This window comes from Arcticibacter tournemirensis, from assembly GCF_006716645.1.
GTDB lineage: Bacteria > Bacteroidota > Bacteroidia > Sphingobacteriales > Sphingobacteriaceae > Arcticibacter > Arcticibacter tournemirensis.
The window spans coordinates 2284099-2302025 of sequence record NZ_VFPL01000001.1; the positions used below are offsets into that span (position 1 = coordinate 2284099).

A 17927-nucleotide genomic window follows, 5' to 3' on the forward strand; every position below is an offset into this window, starting at 1 on the left:
AAATCATGAGAAGAAAAATTTCACTGATGATGTTCGCTGTGGCTTTAATATTTACAGGATGCAGCAAAGATGATAAAGACACCGATGTCGCTCCGACCGTTTATGTAGCGGGAGAACAAAATGTTCCGGGCAGCGGATTAGTCGTTGCTAAGTTGTGGAAAAATGGTGTTGCTGATGATCTTTCCAATGGAACTACAAATGCCACTACAACATCGGTATTTGTATCAGGAAGCGATGTATATGTAACCGGTAATGAAGCAACACCCACTACCATTAATGCAAAACTGTGGAAAAACGGAGTTGCCACTACGCTGCCAACCTCGGCAACCGTGGCAACCGCATCAAAAGTTGTAGTATCAGGCAACGATGTGTATGTGGCGGGCTTTACCAATGAAGGCGCAAGGTTGTGGAAAAATGGTGTTGAAACTAAACTCACAAACAACACAAATCCCGGATACATTACCGATATGGTAATATCAGGGAGTGATGTATATGTTATCGGGTATGAAATTGAGAATAGCAGAGTTATAGCCAAAATATGGAAAAACAATGTGGTAACAAATATTACAGACGGTACTTATAACGCTAATGCTAATGCCCTGGCCGTAGCAGGCAGTGATGTATATGTAGTCGGCTGGCGTCGAGTGGGAGCAAAAGCTACAGCAGTGATTTGGAAAAATGGGGTACCAGCAGATATTACAGATGGCACAAAAAGCGCTACAGCTAATGGCATTTATGTGTACAACAACGACATTTACGTATGCGGATCGGAAGATAATGGAACGGTAAGTGTTGCCAAACTATGGAAAAACGGCACGCCAACCAACCTGAGCGATGTTACAAAGAGGGCAGAAGCATTAAGCATATATGGCTTTGGCAGCGACGTATATATCGTAGGGTATGAATATAATGCCACTAATGCTGTAGCTACTGTGTGGAAAAACGGAGTAGCAGAAAGGCTTAGTGATGGCGCCACCTATGCAAAGGCTTCGGGCATTTTTGTAAAATAATGGAATTAAATTTCGCATTGCTCTGGACAGGGAATGTCCTATCCTAACATTGATATCAATCCATTATGACCGTATATCAGAAAATTTCATTCAGGCTAAACTACACAACCGATCATTGCCGGTAATATATTTTGGTTGGGAGAGAATGGATATAGACATAAAAGGTGTAGGCAGGATTATGCATCAAAAACTCACAATTCCAGTCAAAAAAGAGCCTGAATGGCGGCAATCACATGTCGTCATTCAGACTTTAACGCAATTATAAAAAACAATTATAACGTTCACGAACAGTTGGTAAACAGAATCCGAATTATTCCAGCAGATATTTCTTGTCTTGAAATAAACGAGAAGGAAATCCGACGCCTTTTGTTTTGTAGCAGCCTGGCAGTTGTAATTAGATGGATCGTAGGAATTACAAGTAAGGATAGGAAAATACTTTTCATATGTGCACTTTGGATTCTTGCCAATGTAAAAAAGAAAATAGCACTCATATCCTTTAATTAATAGAATGTTTGCTCTGACGTCATGAATTGTCGTTACCTCACCTTTAACATTACCGTGCCATGAGGTGCAAGTGTATAGCTCCAGTGTGATTTAATCTCATTGAGATCTTTCTGACGCCATAGATCACGAACCTGTTTTACTGAACCCAGATTAAGGCTATTCCAATTAAGAACTATGGGTTTATACACTTCTGTAAGATTAAAAACTCCGATTGCTTTACTTCCGTCGGCAAGTTGTTTTATATAAACCTGATAATCATCATTAGCAAAAACACGCTCAGCTTGTCTGCCGAGTACGTCCTGGTTTACTGCTATGACCTCGTCGTTAGTTAGAAGACTGAGGGTGAAGTCATCCATCTGACTGATATCGCAACCAATTAATAAAGGCGATGATAGCAAGCTCCACAATGTAATATGTGTATACTGTTCGTCGGGAGTAAGACGCGTATTGCGGAGATTACCGCTCCAACCTACGCGACCTACAATAAGCATGTCGGGGTCATTCCAGCGACCTGGTTTAGCGAAGGCTGAAAGCTTGTACTGCCTGAAACCGATGTCATATAAACTGGCCCAGGTATCTGTAATATCACCAGTGGTGCGCCAACTATTTGCATCCACATCCGGGCCCCATTTCCAAACATCACCCATTCCATATTGGCAGAGACTGTAGTAAATATCGCGCGGCTGGGAACGAAGTGCTTTTTGCATTACCCGATATGGTTTTACGTACGCTTCACGCGAAGTGTCATTACCTGCCACCTTGCCATAAGAGCACCAGTCGTGTTTCAAATAGTCAACGCCCCATGAGTTATAAGTTTCAGCATCCTGTGATTCATGGTCCAGCGAACCGAGAAAGCCGCCGCAAGTGAGCGTTCCTGGAGATGAGTAGATTCCAAACTTCAATCCGTGGCTGTGTAACCAGTCGCCAAGACCCTTCATGTCTGGAAATTTGTCGTTAGTGCCAATCGTCCCATCGGAATTGCGGCTTGCCGATTCCCATCCATCGTCGATGTTGATATAAGTCCAACCATGATCAATAAGGCCCTTGTCTATTAAAGCCTGTGCAGAGCTTTTTACTTTATCGGCAGTGACCGAAAGCCCCCAGCAGTTCCAGCTATTCCATCCCATAGCTGGCGTTAATGCAAGCAGATCGCCAACTTTTACAGTCAGCATGCGTTCCGCCTTACCAAGCGCATTGTTAACTGTAAGTTTTATCTGATAGTCGCCCCTCTGGGCAATCCTGCCACTGATTATACCTGTTGAATGATCTAATTTCAGGCCCTCCGGTAATGGGGATGCATCGTATCGCAGTGGTTTTTTGCCCGTTGCCGCGATCTTATATAGGAAAGGAGAACCCGGCCTCACGCCACTGGCCTCAGCACCATTTATTCGGGGAGTAACCGGCGATTTTGGGGTCAGGATGTAGGGCATAGGATCATCTTCAGTAATTCTTTTTCCGGTAATTTTTTCGGTAAAAATGTATGTAAGCGAGAGCCCTTCTTTGTTTTCGTTACGAACGTTTATCGTTTTGGTTCCCCCTGAGGGAAGATGAAGGAGGTACTTACCAGTGGTAGCAGATTTACCTGTCCGGTTATCTTTTACAGCTACCTCCAATGTGCCATTTACCGCGATCTTGTTTTTATTGACAACACTGACTGCCTTAGTTGCCGAAGCTGCGCTGAATGTAAAACTTTTACTTTTGTCAATGCTGATGGAATTAATAATATCAAGCATGGCAATATATGGCTTGGCGCCTCCTATACCGCCATCGCCGCCGCCATCATAAACTTTTATTGCGAGTATATTGTCTTTATCCCAATTCATGCGGAGCTTGCTGAGAGGTAAATGGTACATGCGTTCCTGAAAGTACGCTGTTTGGTAGTTTGCACCATTATCAGGCATTATGCCGGTTTTTCCAACCTGCACGCCATTAAAAAATACTTCATCGCAGTCGTCGATATAGCCAAGATAAACAGCCAGCGAATCTTTGAGACGTGAATTTGTTTTCATAGCCGAAGGCATAACGACATGAAAGCGATACCAGGAATATCCATCATAATCAATTCCCTGATGTTCATAAAACGTCGTCGTTTTAATAGTCTTCCATGACGAGTCGTCAAAATCAGGACTGCTCCAGATAACTTCATTGCCGGTTTGAAATTTGGCTTCTGTTAAAAACAGCCTGTTCTGGGAATTTACCGTGAGGCCCCACACCAAAAGGCACAAGGAAAATAAGAGTTTACGCATCGGTTTAAAATTGAATGTGCAAATTACATAATTGTTGTCAAATTCATGAAAACTCTTAAGGAGAGGATGGGTTGACTATTCTCATTCTTGTAGATATTGTTAGGGTATGAATTGTTGCTTTTCTGCTGATTTAATATATTTAATTGAAATAAAATGAATAATGGTTAAAAAATGACTGCTTTAGATTAAAATTCGGTAACTGGTTTTGGCGGCGAAGGGTTAGTTTTGATGTAAATAGTTTGAAGTCTATCAATTCTGTTTAATGAAAAACAATTTACTATGAGAAAAAAAGCCTTTACGCTTTTGTTAGCTGGGTTTTTCTTATCTGCACCTCTTTATGCGCAAATCTTATTGCGCGGAACGGTAGTAGACAAAGAAAAACAGCCGATCCCAGGGGTCTCAATTAGTCTTGCCAATGGCAAAGGAACATCTACCGGGCCTAATGGAGAGTTTTCCATAACTTACGACGGTCCTGGTATATTAAAAATATTCGCTATAGGATATGAGCGACAGCAGATTCGTTTGACGAGTCAAACCCGGCTGGATATCCTATTGAAGGATGATCAGCAAGTTCTGAATGAAGTTGTCGTTACAGCATTGGGTATTTCACGTGAAAAGAAGTCCCTCGGGTATGCCAGTCAGGAAGTGAAATCCGAAGAACTTACTAAAGCTGGTCAACTGAGTGTAACCGGATCGCTTGCCGGGAAAGTTGCAGGTGTACAAATCAATCAGTTTGGTGGTACAGTTGGGGCTTCATCTAGAATTACAGTAAGGGGCAATTCTTCACTACGTCCCGATCAGCAGCCGCTGATCGTTGTAGACGGAATTCCTATTTCAAACGATATTCAACGTACGGGTGATAATACTTATAACGGAGTGGATTATGGCTCTGGTTTAAACGACATCAATCCAAATGATATTGAGTCAGTAACGGTCTTGAAAGGAGGAGCGGCTGCACTCTATGGTATGCGGGCGGGCAACGGGGTTATATTGATTACAACCAAGTCGGGGAAAGGCGGCGACAAGGGCGTTACAATATCTTACGATGGCAACTACACAGTCGATCAGGCGTCCACGTTCCCGAAGCTACAAAATCTGTATGGACAAGGTTCTATCGGCGATGAGTACCATTATGGCCTAAACGCGAAAGGGCTAAGTTACCAGGATTATGCTTCTCAAAAGTCGTTTACTTATGTTGACGGAACAGGAAGTGGCGGAGGTGTATATGACGGATTTGACGAGTCCTGGGGGCCGCGATTAGATGCCGGACTGAAACTTGCTCAGTTTGACAGCCCGGTAGTAAATGGTGTACGTCAGCAAACTGACTGGATCTCTCACCCCGATAATGTGAAGGATTTTTTCCGGATTGGCTATTCAATGAACCACAATCTGTCATTGTTGTCCCGCACAGATAAGTCAAATACACGCGTCTCTGTATCTTATCGTGACCAGGAAGGAACTGTACCTAATACTGATCAACGCAGGTATGGTATACAGCTCAATAATAATATGAATATCAGCGAGAAGGTATCATATGATGTCACTGCAAGTTATACCCGGACGGAGAGTGATAACCTGTTAAATCAGGGATATGGGGGAAATAATCCAATGAATGGATTTATCTGGTCTGGCCGTCAGATGAATATGAAAAGTCTGGAAGAAAACTGGGATCAGCGCGACGAAAAGGGAAATTATACGTACTATAATTGGAATACTAATTACCATATCAATCCTTTTTTTAATGTGCATGAAAATACCAACGGCTATCAAAGGGACCGTTTTTTTGGCAAGACGTCGTTGTATTATCAGCCCTACCAATTTCTAAAAATTGAAGGCCGAATGGGGCTTGACTATTATGGTTCCAAGATGCTGGAGAAGAACTATTATAGTAGCGATTTTCCTTTTGGAGGCTTCAGAGATATAAATATCGATAATACAGAATTCAATCTCGACTTCATAGCATCCTTTAACAAACAGTTTGGTGTTTTTAATTTATCAGCTAACGCTGGGGCCAACTATCGCGACGCTCAATGGGCCAGATCTTTACAGGGGGCTGATGCGCTGGCGGTTTTAGGCAGCTATACTATTTCAAATAAGTCTGGAGATGCCATTACAGAGATGGATCATACTCATGTTCGCTCTAACTCAGTATATGCAGCAGCTTCTTTAGGGTGGAAAGATCAGCTGTATATCGATGCAAGCGCACGTAATGACTGGAGTTCAACCATCCGCGACGATTTCTTTTATCCTTCGGTAAGCTTGAGCTGGCTGCCGACCACGTCGTTCGGGGGATTGAAAGGGGGCATATTATCCTTTTGGAAGCTGCGTGCATCATGGGCTGAGATAGGGGCAGGCACAACTGCTTATAACGACAGGCTGTATTACTATCCACAAACAAAGTCTTTTGATGGTGTCGCCCAGATATACAAAAGTATGGTATATCCCAATAAGAACTTACGTCCGGAAAGTATTAAAACCTGGGAAGTCGGTACCGAATTAGGTTTTTTTCATGATCGTCTGCATACTGATATTACCTATTATCATAAAACTGCTACAGACCAGATTCTAAACGTAGCAACATCAAACGTGGTAGGCTTTAACTCGATGGTCCTCAATGCTGGTAAGATTGAAAATAAAGGAATTGAAATTCAACTGTACGGCGATATCCTCCGGAAAAAAGACGATCTGGTATGGAGAAGTACGTTTAACTTTGCCAAAGACCAAAGCAAAGTTATCGAACTTTACCCTCAACTGGATGTTGACACGTATCAAATAGGCTGGACATGGGGTATTGCCACCATGGCCAAAGCAGGGGAGAAGTGGGGGGCTCTTGTTGGGACCGGTTATGACAGGGTAGAAGACGGTCCGATGAAAGGTGCTATCAAAGTTAGATCAAACGGTCTGATTGTGGATAAGGCATCCCAAAATATTGGAAATGTAACCCCCGATTTCCTGTTAAGCTGGCGGAACGATGTTACGATAAAAGATTTCTCTTTCGGTCTCTTTCTGGATATGCGTAAGGGCGGCGACATCTGGTCTCAGACCATGAGCCACGGCTATGCTGCCGGGACGGCCTCTATTACAGCAGAAGGTGGAATTCGCGAACGGGCTATAGTCGCGGGTGTCGATGTAATGACTGACGAACGTTTTGCCATGCAGGCCGCCGGCGGTTCTTGGGTTCCTAACACGATTGCAACCAATGCGCAATCCTGGTATGAAAGCGGTGGTATTTCACAAATGTATGTATTCGACGGATCATTTATTAAACTAAGAGAGGCATCTATTACATATAATGTCCCTCAGAAATACCTTCAAAGGATAAAAGGCATAAAGCGGGCAACTGTCTCTCTAATAGGATCGAACCTCGCGTTACTTTGGGTTGACGACTCGAATACTATGCGTCTCGACCCTGAAACAGGAGGAGTATCGAGCGACAGTAGAGGAGTCGGATTTGAGCAGGCTTCGGTTCCAACATCGCGCAGTTTTGGGCTGAAGTTAGGTGTTACATTTTAATTGGAGGAATTACTTTATGAAGATTATATTTTGCAAAATCGGGATACCCGTCATAGTGGCATTAACCATATTAAGCAGTTGCTCTAAGTCATTTGAAGAAGTTAACACAGACCCGGATGCACTAACCAGTACCCCTCCCACCAATCAATTGGCCAATGTGATTCGAAATACAGGCGAGCAGTTTGGTGGCGATGTAGATGGTTTCGGTACTTTTGCCGGGTATATCGTTAAAATTCAGTATCTGGACTATATGGGCGGTTTGAAACCCGACAATAATGGATACGGCAACCGTTGGTATGCTTGCTATTATAATAATACTCAGTTAAAGGACCTCCTCGAGAAAACAGAAGCGGCTGCAGATTCTTATAAGAATATCCGTATGGTTGCCCGCATTTGGCAATGCTATATGTGGCAGTATTTAACTGACGGCTGGCGGGATGTACCCTATACGGAGGCTCTGAAAGGATCGGAGGAGGAGGGTAGTATCCTCAGGTCGAAATATGATAAACAAGAGGATATCTATCCTTCAGTGATGGCCGACCTAAAAGCTGTTGCAGACGAAATGGCTGCAGGTTTTGGCACTGACGAGTTAGGTGAAGGTGACTTAATCTACAAAGAGGGTGGGAGAGAAATGGAAAGGTGGCAACGCTTTTGCAATTCGCTTCGCCTACGCATGGCTATTCGCATTTCAGGAGTGTCCCCGGTACTTGCAAAATCTACGATTGAGGAGATTTGCGGTAATCCCGATAAGTATCCGGTAATAGAGTCGAATGTTGATAATTGTTACCTGAAATGGCCTGGTGCCGCTCCTTATTATGAGCCTTGGTACAAAACTGGCTATGTAGACAGACGGATTGACAACTTTGGTATGTCCGACATTTTTATTGATCACCTAAAACAAACGCAAGACCCCCGTATCCGAACTGTTGCCAACGCAGCCAGTGATGGAGAGTATCGCGGTTATCAGAATGGAGCGGCAACGATACCTCCAGAACTCAGCGAAATTTCCTTTATCGGCGATCGGTATATGAAAGACGCAGGAGGATTCACTCCTTTCTTTAAGTCCTGTGAGAGTTATTATATTATAGCTGAAGCGGCGATGCTGGGTTATTCGGTAGGTATTAGCGCTCAGAATGCTTATGAGAAGGCGGTTAGGTTATCTATGGAAGACAATGGATTAACAACAGCCGATGCCAATACATATTTGGCAGGAAAGGGGAAATGGAATAACACTAAAGAACGTATATGGTGGGATATGTGGGTTGCGTTATTTAAAAATAACTTCGAGGCATGGGCCTTATACCGGAGGACAGGCATTCCTTCGACAAATTATCCTTCGTTGAATTCTGTTTATGGTGATGCACATAACGATCAGCCGTTTCGAATCCCTTATCCCAATAATCAATATCTCTACAATAAGAAGAATCTTGATGTGGTATTGGCAAACGTCGTTGATTATGCCTGGGGGCAGCAAATGTGGTGGGATACAAGGACTGGTGTTAAGTAGCATTCTGTAAATAAACAAACACCGTCTGCGAAGACGGTGTTTGTTTATTTTAAAGCAAATCAAGCAGCACACAAGCAATCAGTATCTCGCTTCGCGATAAGCGAAGGTGCTTCAGCGCATGTGTAATCTGGTTTTCAACGGTTCTTTTGGTTATTCCCAGTTTTTGTGCGATTTCGTCGTTTGTGAGTTGTTCCAGTCGGCTCATGAGGAATATCCTACGGCACGCTTCCGGAAGTTCCGAAAGACATTTTTTTAAATTATATACAACATCGTCATGACTTATCCTGTCTTCTGCTATATTTAGGACCGTTGCCAGTTCATTGTAATCCTCCAGAGACTCTGTTTGTATTCGTTTCGGTGCGCGCAGATGCTTGTACACCTGGTATTTGGTAGTAACGTAGATATAACTGTTAAAGTTCTCGATTTTCAGATGTTTTCGTCGTTGCCAAAGCGTTACAAAAGCATCGTGAAGTATTTGCTCTGCCGTGTCTGAATCTTTCAGATAGTACATCGCCGTATTGTAGAGTTTCTTCCAATGCCGGTTATATAGCACGGCAAATGCTCTCGTATTATCAGCAACTACTTTTTCCCATAGGTCTTTATCTGATAGATCGTGGTTCATATCTGGCTTCCGTAAAGTTAGTTAATGAAAAAAATAAATGCAAGCGGTGTGTGTGTGGGCAGAAAAAATACCTCTTTAGTAGAAAAGGAAGTAATGGAAACTGACCAATACCTGTTACTGTATGAAAAATACCTGGCCGGAAAATGCACTCCGGAAGAGGAAGAGCAACTGTTTAGCGATAAGCCAGACGGATTTACGTTGTACGAATCCTTCGACGGTGCAGATTTGCGAGAGGAGAAAGAACGTCGCAGGCGAGTTTTTCAGCAGATTCGTGGAACTATTACCAGAAAGCGAAAACGCGTTCTCACTCTGCGCATGCTTTATGCTGCAGCGGCTAGCGTCGCTTTGATTTTGCTTGCAGGTATTTTCAATAAGGATGCAATTTTACCCGCGGTTCAATCTCAAAAAAAAGTATCTGTTTCTAAAATGCCAGTGATAAAGCCGGGCAGTAATGCCGCAGTGTTAACCTTATCCGACGGCTCTGTCATCCATATTGACGAGTCGGCAAATGGCCTTATTGCCTCGGAAGGAAAAACACATGTCAGGAAGCTGACAGATGGCCGGATTATATATGAAACCGGCGGACCAGATAATAAGCAGAAAACCTCATTATTCAATACAATATCAATACCAAGAGCCGGACAATACAACGTTACACTCCCCGACGGTACACAGGTATGGCTCAATTCAGAATCCACACTTATTTTTCCTGTGGCCTTTACAGGTCGTGATAGAAGAGTGAGACTGAAAGGGGAAGCTTATTTTGAAGTAGCAAATGATGCAAAGAAACCCTTCATGGTAGAAACAGAAACTGCTGATATAGAGGTATTAGGTACCCATTTTAATGTTCGCGCCTATCCGGCTGATGACGCTGTTTATGCTACCCTTCTTGAAGGCGCAGTTAAGTTAAATAATGGCCGGGACGGCAAAATACTGTCGCCCGGCGAGCAGGGCATCTCCTTATCATCAAATGATGCAATCAGCGTCAGAAAGGTTCGTGTTAGCGATGCAATCGCCTGGAAGAATGGTTTGTTCGTCTTCCGCGATAACACTGTAAGAGAGATTATGGAACAGGTTGCAAGGTGGTATGACGTGGAAATAGAGTTCCAGGGAAACGTGGAGGAAAGAACCTTTGGCGGCGTGTATTCAAAAAACAGGGACCTGGCGCAACTTCTTGCCAGCATGGAGCTGACTGGATTGGTTCACTTTAAAGCAGAAGGAAGGAGGATTATTGTTATGCCATAAACACCGACCTAATATGAAATAGCCCGGCATGTTCGCTGCATACCAGGCCATTCGTACTGAAATTGTAAGCAATTTATTATCGCAGCTAACGACAATTGTAAATTAAACCTACATTCAAATGTATAAAAAAAATACTGCATTCAGGTGCGGGAGGACCCATTACATCCTTACTAAAATCCTGCTCATTATGAAATTAAGCTTCATCCTACTTTTTTTGGCCATTATACAGGTGCGAGCTTCTTCCTTTGCGCAAAAGATCACCATCCAGGTGAAGGAGAAGAACTTCGAAGACTTTCTCATGGATATACAACAGCAAAGCGGGTATGATTTTATCTACAGTGCCAAACTGGCTAAACATGCAAAACCCGTAACATTCAGTTGCAGAAATGCAGACATCGAAGAAGTATTGAAGAAATCGCTTTTTAATCAACCTTTCACATACGTCGTGCGGGGTAGAGCCGTCACGCTTATTGAAAAGCAACAAACCGTGCAATACGATCAGCAAGCGCAGGTAGCGGGCAAAGTAACTGACGAGAACAATCAACCCTTGCCCGGCGTGACGGTTCATGTAAAGAACAGTAGCGAAACAACGGCAACTAACGCCGAGGGAAATTATAAGATCACTGCCGGCGCCAATGCCGTCCTGATATTCCGCTTCATCGGCTTTGCAGAGCAGGAGATCGCCACGCAAGGCAGGAGCACTATTAACGTGAGTATGCGGCCCGATATAAAGGGACTTAATGAAGTTGTAGTGGTAGGATACGGAACGCAGAAAAAGGTAAACCTTACAGGTGCCGTGAGTTCGGTTTCGGGGGCTGATCTGGCACTGCGGCCAGCGGGACAAACCTCCGCTGCTTTGCAGGGCGTCGCTTCAGGCGTCACCGTGATCCAGGGCTCAGGTAGACCGGGAGGTGATAACGCCAGTATCCGGATCCGGGGGGTTGGCACCATATCCACTGCCGACCCTCTTGTTCTGATCGATGGTGTCGAAGGGTCGATCAACAATATAGACCCCAATATTATTGAATCAGTATCTATTTTAAAGGACGCTGCGTCATCGTCTATTTACGGATCAAGGGCTGCAAATGGTGTTATTCTGGTTACCACAAAGAGAGGAACAGGTGACAAGATCTCTCTGGGTTATAATAATTATGTGGGATGGCAGAAAGAAACCAACACGCCCGATATTGTAAATGCCCTCGACCATATGTTACTGCTAAATGAAGCTTATGTCAACGCGGGCAGTACTCCCATTTATGCCGATACGCTGATCGAATCGTACAGGAGGCGGAACGGGGTCTCGTCAGACAGGTATCCCAATACCGACTGGCAAAAAGAAACGCTCACAGGGTCGGGGCTTCAGCAAAGCCATTTTCTTACCGTCAACGGGGGGACGTCAAAAATACGCATGCTGGCTTCTTTTGGCTATCTCGACCAGGCAGGCATTATTGAGAATTCCAGTTTTAGAAGGTATACGGTCCGCAGTAATGCCGATATTCTTTTTTCAGAGAAGTTTACTGCGAGGATAGACCTCCAATACGTCAATGCCATTACTACCGAACCGGGAGCCGGCTCCGGAGAGATCTTTCAATGGATTAACGGCATTCCGGCGAATCAGATTGCCATTAACGAAAACGGAACATGGGGCGTTGGCTGGAATGGATTTAATCCTGTCTCCGGTACCCGGGACGGTGGAACCAACCGCACAAAGGGGCCATTCGGAAGCATTAACGCAGTGATAAATTACAAACCATTTAAATGGCTAAATGCTGAGGTTGCTTATGCCCCTAAGTATGCGGAGTCGCTCACTAAAAACTTCCGCAAAGCCGTTCAGTCGTATCTGCCGAACGGAACACCGAGTTATCTGGCTCCTTCCAAATCGACACTAACCCAGGGCAGCAGCCAGTCTGTTTACAATAATATGAGGGCAACGCTTACTGCCAGTCAGAATTTCGGGTCGCATTCTTTCAAGCTGCTTGCGGGGATGTCACGGGAAGATTATTCAACTGATTATATGACGGCATACCGCGATACCTATGTCCTTCCGGATTATCCGGTACTCGATGCGGGTTCTGCTGCGACCCAGACGGCAAGCGGTAAAGGCGATGAATGGGCTCTCCAGTCGTTCTTTGGACGGTTTAACTACAACTATAAAGAAAAGTACCTGCTGGAACTTAACGGCCGGTACGACGGATCCTCCCGCTTTATGAAAGGCAACCGCTATGGTTTTTTCCCTTCAGTATCAGCAGGCTGGCGTATTTCAGAGGAAGAGTTTATGAGGGAGATCAGAACGGTTATTGCAAATGCAAAAATCAGGGCTTCCTGGGGAAAGTTAGGAAACCAGCAAATCGCTGGCACTGACTATTACCCCTACATATCTTCATATACTCTTGGATCGTATACGTTAGGCGGAGCAGCGGGAACTATCGTCAATACCGCTACTCTTACTACACTGGCAAATAAAACCATTGCCTGGGAATCTACGGAAGAAAAAAATATAGGACTTGACCTAAATCTATTCTCCAAACTGGATGTAACTGCTGATTTGTATCACCGGCGGACTACAGGCATCCTTTTGAAGTTAGATATCCCATTAATCGTAGGTCTGGGAGCTCCCCCTCAAAATGCAGGGATTGTAGAAAATAAGGGCTGGGAACTTGGTCTGGGGTACTCCGGCCAGGTAAGAGATTTGAAATATCGCATTGGCTTTAATGTGTCGGATGTAAAGAATGAAGTGGTAGATCTAAGAGGTAAAAATCAGACCGGTCTCACGGTACATCGCGAAGGACACCCTGCATACTCGATTTTCGGATACCAGGCCGACGGTTTTTTCCAGAGTGACGAAGAGGTAGCCTCACATGCTACCCAGTTCGGAACGGTAAAGGCCGGAGATATTCGTTACATAGATCAAAACGGCGACAATATCATCAACGAGGCGGATAAGGTAGTTATCGGGAGTACAATTCCCCGTTATACCTTCGGCTCCAATATCAATGCTTCATGGAAAGGTTTTGATATCAACCTCCAGATCCAGGGAGTAGGGAAGGCAGACGGTTACCTGTATGGACCCGGTATAATGCCTTTTAACGTGGGAGGAGCTATCGGCGGAACGATCCGTGAGGATAATAAGGACCACTGGACGCCCGATAACCGGGACGCCAGCTTTCCCAGGCTTGCTTTCGGCGCTACAAATAATGAGCAGGCATCGAGCTTCTGGTTAAAGGACGCCTCCTACATCAGACTTAAGAACTTTCAGGTTGGCTATACCCTGCCCTCCACAATGTCAGGTAAAATTAAAGTGAAGCGACTGAGGTTATTTGCAAATGGAAGCAATCTGTTTTCTATCGATAATTTCTGGAATGGATATGATGTAGAGGCACCTGTCGGTCAGGGTAACTACTATCCGCAAGTTAAGGTGTACAGTTTTGGATTGGAAGCAAACTTTTAAACAGATCAACGATGAACAAGATTTTATATTTCCGGCTTTGCGTAGCGCTTGTACTGATTTTGTCAGCCTGCGACAGCTATCTGGACCGTCAGCCACTCGGCGGTCCTTCAGATGAAAACTATTTTACGAACCAGGACGAGCTTATTCTTGCAGTGAACGGTATTTACGCTGCTAACAATTATGCGCCTCTTGATAATATGCCTGTTAATATATGTATCGACAATGGCACCGATATTGGATGGGACCGCAACAACAGCTCTCTTCAAAGTCTGGGAAAAGGTAACCACGACAGCAATAATGGCTTTGCTATTTCTGTATGGACAAATGCCTATATCACCATTGCGAGATGTAATAATATACTGGACAACGCCGGTAGGGTGAAAGATAAGACCAATGCAGCCATTTTCGCACGTTCCATTGCAGAAGCACGGTTTATGAGGGCTTTCACTTACCAGTACCTCATCGACTATTTCGGAGGTGTGCCTCTGGTTACTCACTTGCTCGACCTTGCCGGTTCACAGGTCCCCAAAAGTTCGAAGGAGGAAGTGCTTGATTTTATTTTATCTGAACTCGACGCAGCAGCGCCAGATTTGCCGTTGAGCTACTCTGGAAGCGATGTAGGAAGAGCTACACGCGGGGCCGCCTTTGCTGTAAAAGCCCGCGCAGCACTGTATGGAGGAAAATGGGACATCGCCGCTGAAGCCGCAAAAACTGTGATGAACCTCAACGTCTACAACTTGCACAATGACTTTAAAGCCCTGTTTTCATATGCCGGTGAAAACTCCAGAGAGATCATCTTTGCACTGCAGTTTCTTAAAGCCTCGAAAACCAAAACGCACTCCACTCCAAACAACCTTCTGTCGAGAAACGCACTTGGCTTCTCAAACAAAGTACCTTCCCAGTCTCTTGTCGATTCATACGCATGTACCGACGGACTTGACATCGACAAATCGCCTCTCTATGACCCCGCACATCCTTTTCAGAACCGCGACCCTCGCTTAGGCTATACCATTGCTGTTCCGGGCTCCACCTTCTTCAATTTTCAGTTTGAAACGCACCGCGACAGTGTGAAGTGCTGGAATTACAACAACACACCGGCGACAAGGATAGACAATCAGGATGCATTGAATGCTTTTGCTACGTTCACAGGCTATTGCTGGAAGAAGTACGTCGACCTCCAGGATAAGGACGATCGTGCAAACTCTGAACTGAACGTTACTCAGATTCGCTATGCCGAAGTATTGTTAGTCTATGCTGAAGCGATGATTGAGGCCAATAAGATTGATGCCACTGTATACGATGCTATTAACCAGGTGAGGCAGCGCCCGGGAGTGAACATGCCTGCAATTACTGCCGGAAAGACTCAATCAGAAATGCGTTCGCTTGTCCGTAAAGAGCGTTTATACGAGCTGGCAATGGAAGGATTCCGTTTGTCAGACATCAGACGGTGGAAAATAGCGGAACAGGTGATGAATGGGTCTTTTTACGGCAGGATACAGCGAGGTCTGCTGGCTTCCGCTCCGGCCATTGACAACAACGGCACTCCCAATTATAGTAATGTTCCAAACAAAGACCAGCTTCGTGTAATTGAAGTACGTAAGTTTAATCCCGACAGGGATTATCTCTGGCCCATTCCGAACATCGAGATCGTTACAAACTCAAACCTTGTTCAAAATCCCAACTATTAAACTATGTGAAACAGACAGTAAAACCTGTCTGTTTCTTTGATTTGCAATTCTATAAAGATGAAATTCATTACAACTAAAAGCTTCATATTGTTACTGGTCGGAGCAGTGTTCTTTTGCAGTCCCCCCGCAGCTGCTGCAACGGTGGAATATGATGTTTGCGTATACGGCGGTACATCAGCTGGCGTTATAGCGGCCTATAGTGCGGCGAAATATGGTAAGAAAGTAGTGCTTATAGAGCCAGGACATCACCTCGGAGGCATGAGCTCCGGGGGACTAGGATATACCGATATCGGAAATAAGTATGTAGTCACGGGACTTGCACGCGATTTTTACAGGCGGATCGGCCAGCACTATGGCAAGTTTGAGCAATGGATATTTGAACCAAAAGTAGCCGAAGCGCTATTTCAGGATTACGTGAGAAGAGGAGGCTTTAAAGTTCTTTTCAACCACCGACTGAAGGGTGTAAGCAAAGACGTTAACGTCATAAAGGTATTGAATGTGGAGAATACGGAAGCAGGGGCGGCGCTTCCGGGCCTCGGCATCAAAGCTAAAATATTTATCGACTGCAGTTACGAGGGCGATTTAATGGCAGCGGCTGGTGTGTCGTACACGGTAGGGCGCGAACCTAATAGTCAATATAATGAGACTTATAACGGCGTGCAACTGATGGATGGTCATCAAATACCCGATGGTGTGGATCCTTATGTTACTCCCGGTAGACCCGAAAGCGGCTTGCTCTGGGGTATACGCCCGGGCGCCCTTCAGCCAGAAGGAACGGGCGACCACAAAGTGCAGGCATATAATTTCCGCATTTGTCTTACAGACAAGCCTGAGAATCGTATTCCAATAACGAAGCCTGCCAATTATGATCCTGCTAAATATCAGCTCCTGCTAAGGCTTATGGCCCGCAAGCCCTGGAAAAACCTGAACGACGGATTTATCATCAGCAGAATGCCTAACGGAAAGACTGACATTAACAACAGGGGAGGTTTTTCAACCGACATGATCGGTGAAAACTGGAAATATCCCGAGGCTGGCTATGCAGAACGAAAGAAAATCATAAAAGCTCATGTCGATTATAGCAAAGGACTCTTGTATTTCATAGGGAACGACCCGGCGGTACCGGAGCATTTGAGGAATGAAATGAAACAATGGGGATATCCCAAAGATGAATACACCGACAATGGCCATTGGTCGCCGCAGCTGTACGTGAGAGAGGCCCGCCGCATGGTTGGAGAGCTGGTGATGACGCAGCACCACTGCGAAGGGAAGGAAGTAGTGCCCGACGGGGTTGGAATGGCTGCCTATACAATGGACTCACACAATTGTGACCGCCTGGTAGTAAACGGTTTTGCGAAGAATGAGGGTAATGTTGAAATAGGGGGATTCGGCCCCTATCCGGTATCTTACAGATCGATTGTTCCGAAAGAGCGTGAGGCTGCCAATCTGTTTGTGCCTGTATGCCTTTCTGCTTCGCATATAGCTTATGGCTCGATACGCATGGAACCGGTGTTTATGGTGCTTGCCCAGGTAGCGGCGGTAGCGGGCTGCGAAGCAATTGATAAAGGGACCAGTGTGCAAAAGGTAGAAGTGGAGCAGGTAAACAGGCTGCTGAAAGAAAATCCTCTTTGTGATGGCAGTGTCCCTGAAATATTGATAGATAACCAGAATGCGGGGCTTGTAAGCATGTCGGGAACATGGAACAAGCACACATATGGTGGTTACGGCCCCGACTTTCTTGTTTCAGAACAGAAGCAGGGGGAAGAAACTTTTGTCGAGTTTAAGACCACTGTAGTATCGAAAGGAACCTACTCGGTCTATGCCTATGTTCCGAAACTTCCGGACATTGCCGCTGAGATACCGGTAGTTTTATTCGACGGGAAGAGCCGGCGCAACTTAAGTATTCACACAGCCGAGCTGGAGGTTCAGGGGCAGACATCAGGTGAGTGGACTAAACTGGGTGATTTTAAGTTGGATAACAACAATAAAGTGTCTGTAAAGATTATTGCCGGGAGCGCTATGACGGTAGCTGATGCGGTGTTGCTCGTTCCAAAAACAGACTAAGCAGAGAAATTTCTATCGCACATAAAAAAGGCCAGTCGTTTACCGCTGGCCTTTTAAATTGTAGATATCAATGTTGTATT

9 protein-coding genes are annotated in these 17927 nt (G+C 44.9%); 7 read left to right on the forward strand and 2 right to left on the reverse strand.

All coding sequences use genetic code 11. The features are described 5' to 3' along the window. The first annotated feature begins 5 nt into the window (after positions 1 to 5). Entirely contained in the window at positions 6 to 1010 is a 1005-nt protein-coding gene (locus BDE36_RS09560; RefSeq protein WP_128769255.1) for a hypothetical protein, read from the forward strand. Positions 1011 to 1546: 536 nt separating this feature from the next. On the opposite strand, the gene BDE36_RS09565 is transcribed toward BDE36_RS09560, so the two are convergent. Beyond that, positions 1547 to 3760 (reverse strand): putative Ig domain-containing protein, encoded by a 2214-nt coding sequence (locus tag BDE36_RS09565; protein ID WP_141814684.1) that lies wholly within the window; start codon positions 3758 to 3760, stop codon positions 1547 to 1549. Between the two features lie 279 nt (positions 3761 to 4039). Between BDE36_RS09565 and BDE36_RS09570 the strand changes: the two genes are divergently transcribed. After that, positions 4040 to 7273: a SusC/RagA family TonB-linked outer membrane protein gene (locus BDE36_RS09570; RefSeq protein WP_141814685.1), complete on the forward strand. Its 3234-nt coding sequence runs from the start codon at positions 4040 to 4042 to the stop codon at positions 7271 to 7273. A 16-nt stretch (positions 7274 to 7289) separates the two neighbouring features. After that, positions 7290 to 8780, forward strand: coding sequence for a SusD/RagB family nutrient-binding outer membrane lipoprotein (locus BDE36_RS09575; RefSeq protein ID WP_141814686.1), 1491 nt, complete (start codon positions 7290 to 7292; stop codon positions 8778 to 8780). 49 nt (positions 8781 to 8829) lie between these two features. On the opposite strand, the gene BDE36_RS09580 is transcribed toward BDE36_RS09575, so the two are convergent. Further along, on the reverse strand, positions 8830 to 9402 hold the full coding sequence (locus tag BDE36_RS09580; protein ID WP_141814687.1) for an RNA polymerase sigma factor: 573 nt from the start codon (positions 9400 to 9402) through the stop codon (positions 8830 to 8832). A gap of 24 nt (positions 9403 to 9426) precedes the next feature. Between BDE36_RS09580 and BDE36_RS09585 the strand changes: the two genes are divergently transcribed. From BDE36_RS09585 to BDE36_RS09600, 4 genes are all read left to right on the forward strand, one after another. After that, positions 9427 to 10647: a FecR family protein gene (locus tag BDE36_RS09585; protein WP_141814688.1), complete on the forward strand. Its 1221-nt coding sequence runs from the start codon at positions 9427 to 9429 to the stop codon at positions 10645 to 10647. A 187-nt stretch (positions 10648 to 10834) separates the two neighbouring features. Then, on the forward strand, positions 10835 to 14095 hold the full coding sequence (locus BDE36_RS09590; RefSeq protein ID WP_161993427.1) for a TonB-dependent receptor: 3261 nt from the start codon (positions 10835 to 10837) through the stop codon (positions 14093 to 14095). Positions 14096 to 14106: 11 nt separating this feature from the next. Further along, positions 14107 to 15783 (forward strand): RagB/SusD family nutrient uptake outer membrane protein, encoded by a 1677-nt coding sequence (locus tag BDE36_RS09595; RefSeq protein WP_141814690.1) that lies wholly within the window; start codon positions 14107 to 14109, stop codon positions 15781 to 15783. A 57-nt stretch (positions 15784 to 15840) separates the two neighbouring features. Continuing rightward, complete coding sequence (locus BDE36_RS09600) at positions 15841 to 17847, forward strand: FAD-dependent oxidoreductase (protein WP_141814691.1); 2007 nt, start codon at positions 15841 to 15843, stop codon at positions 17845 to 17847. Positions 17848 to 17927: the final 80 nt, after the last annotated feature.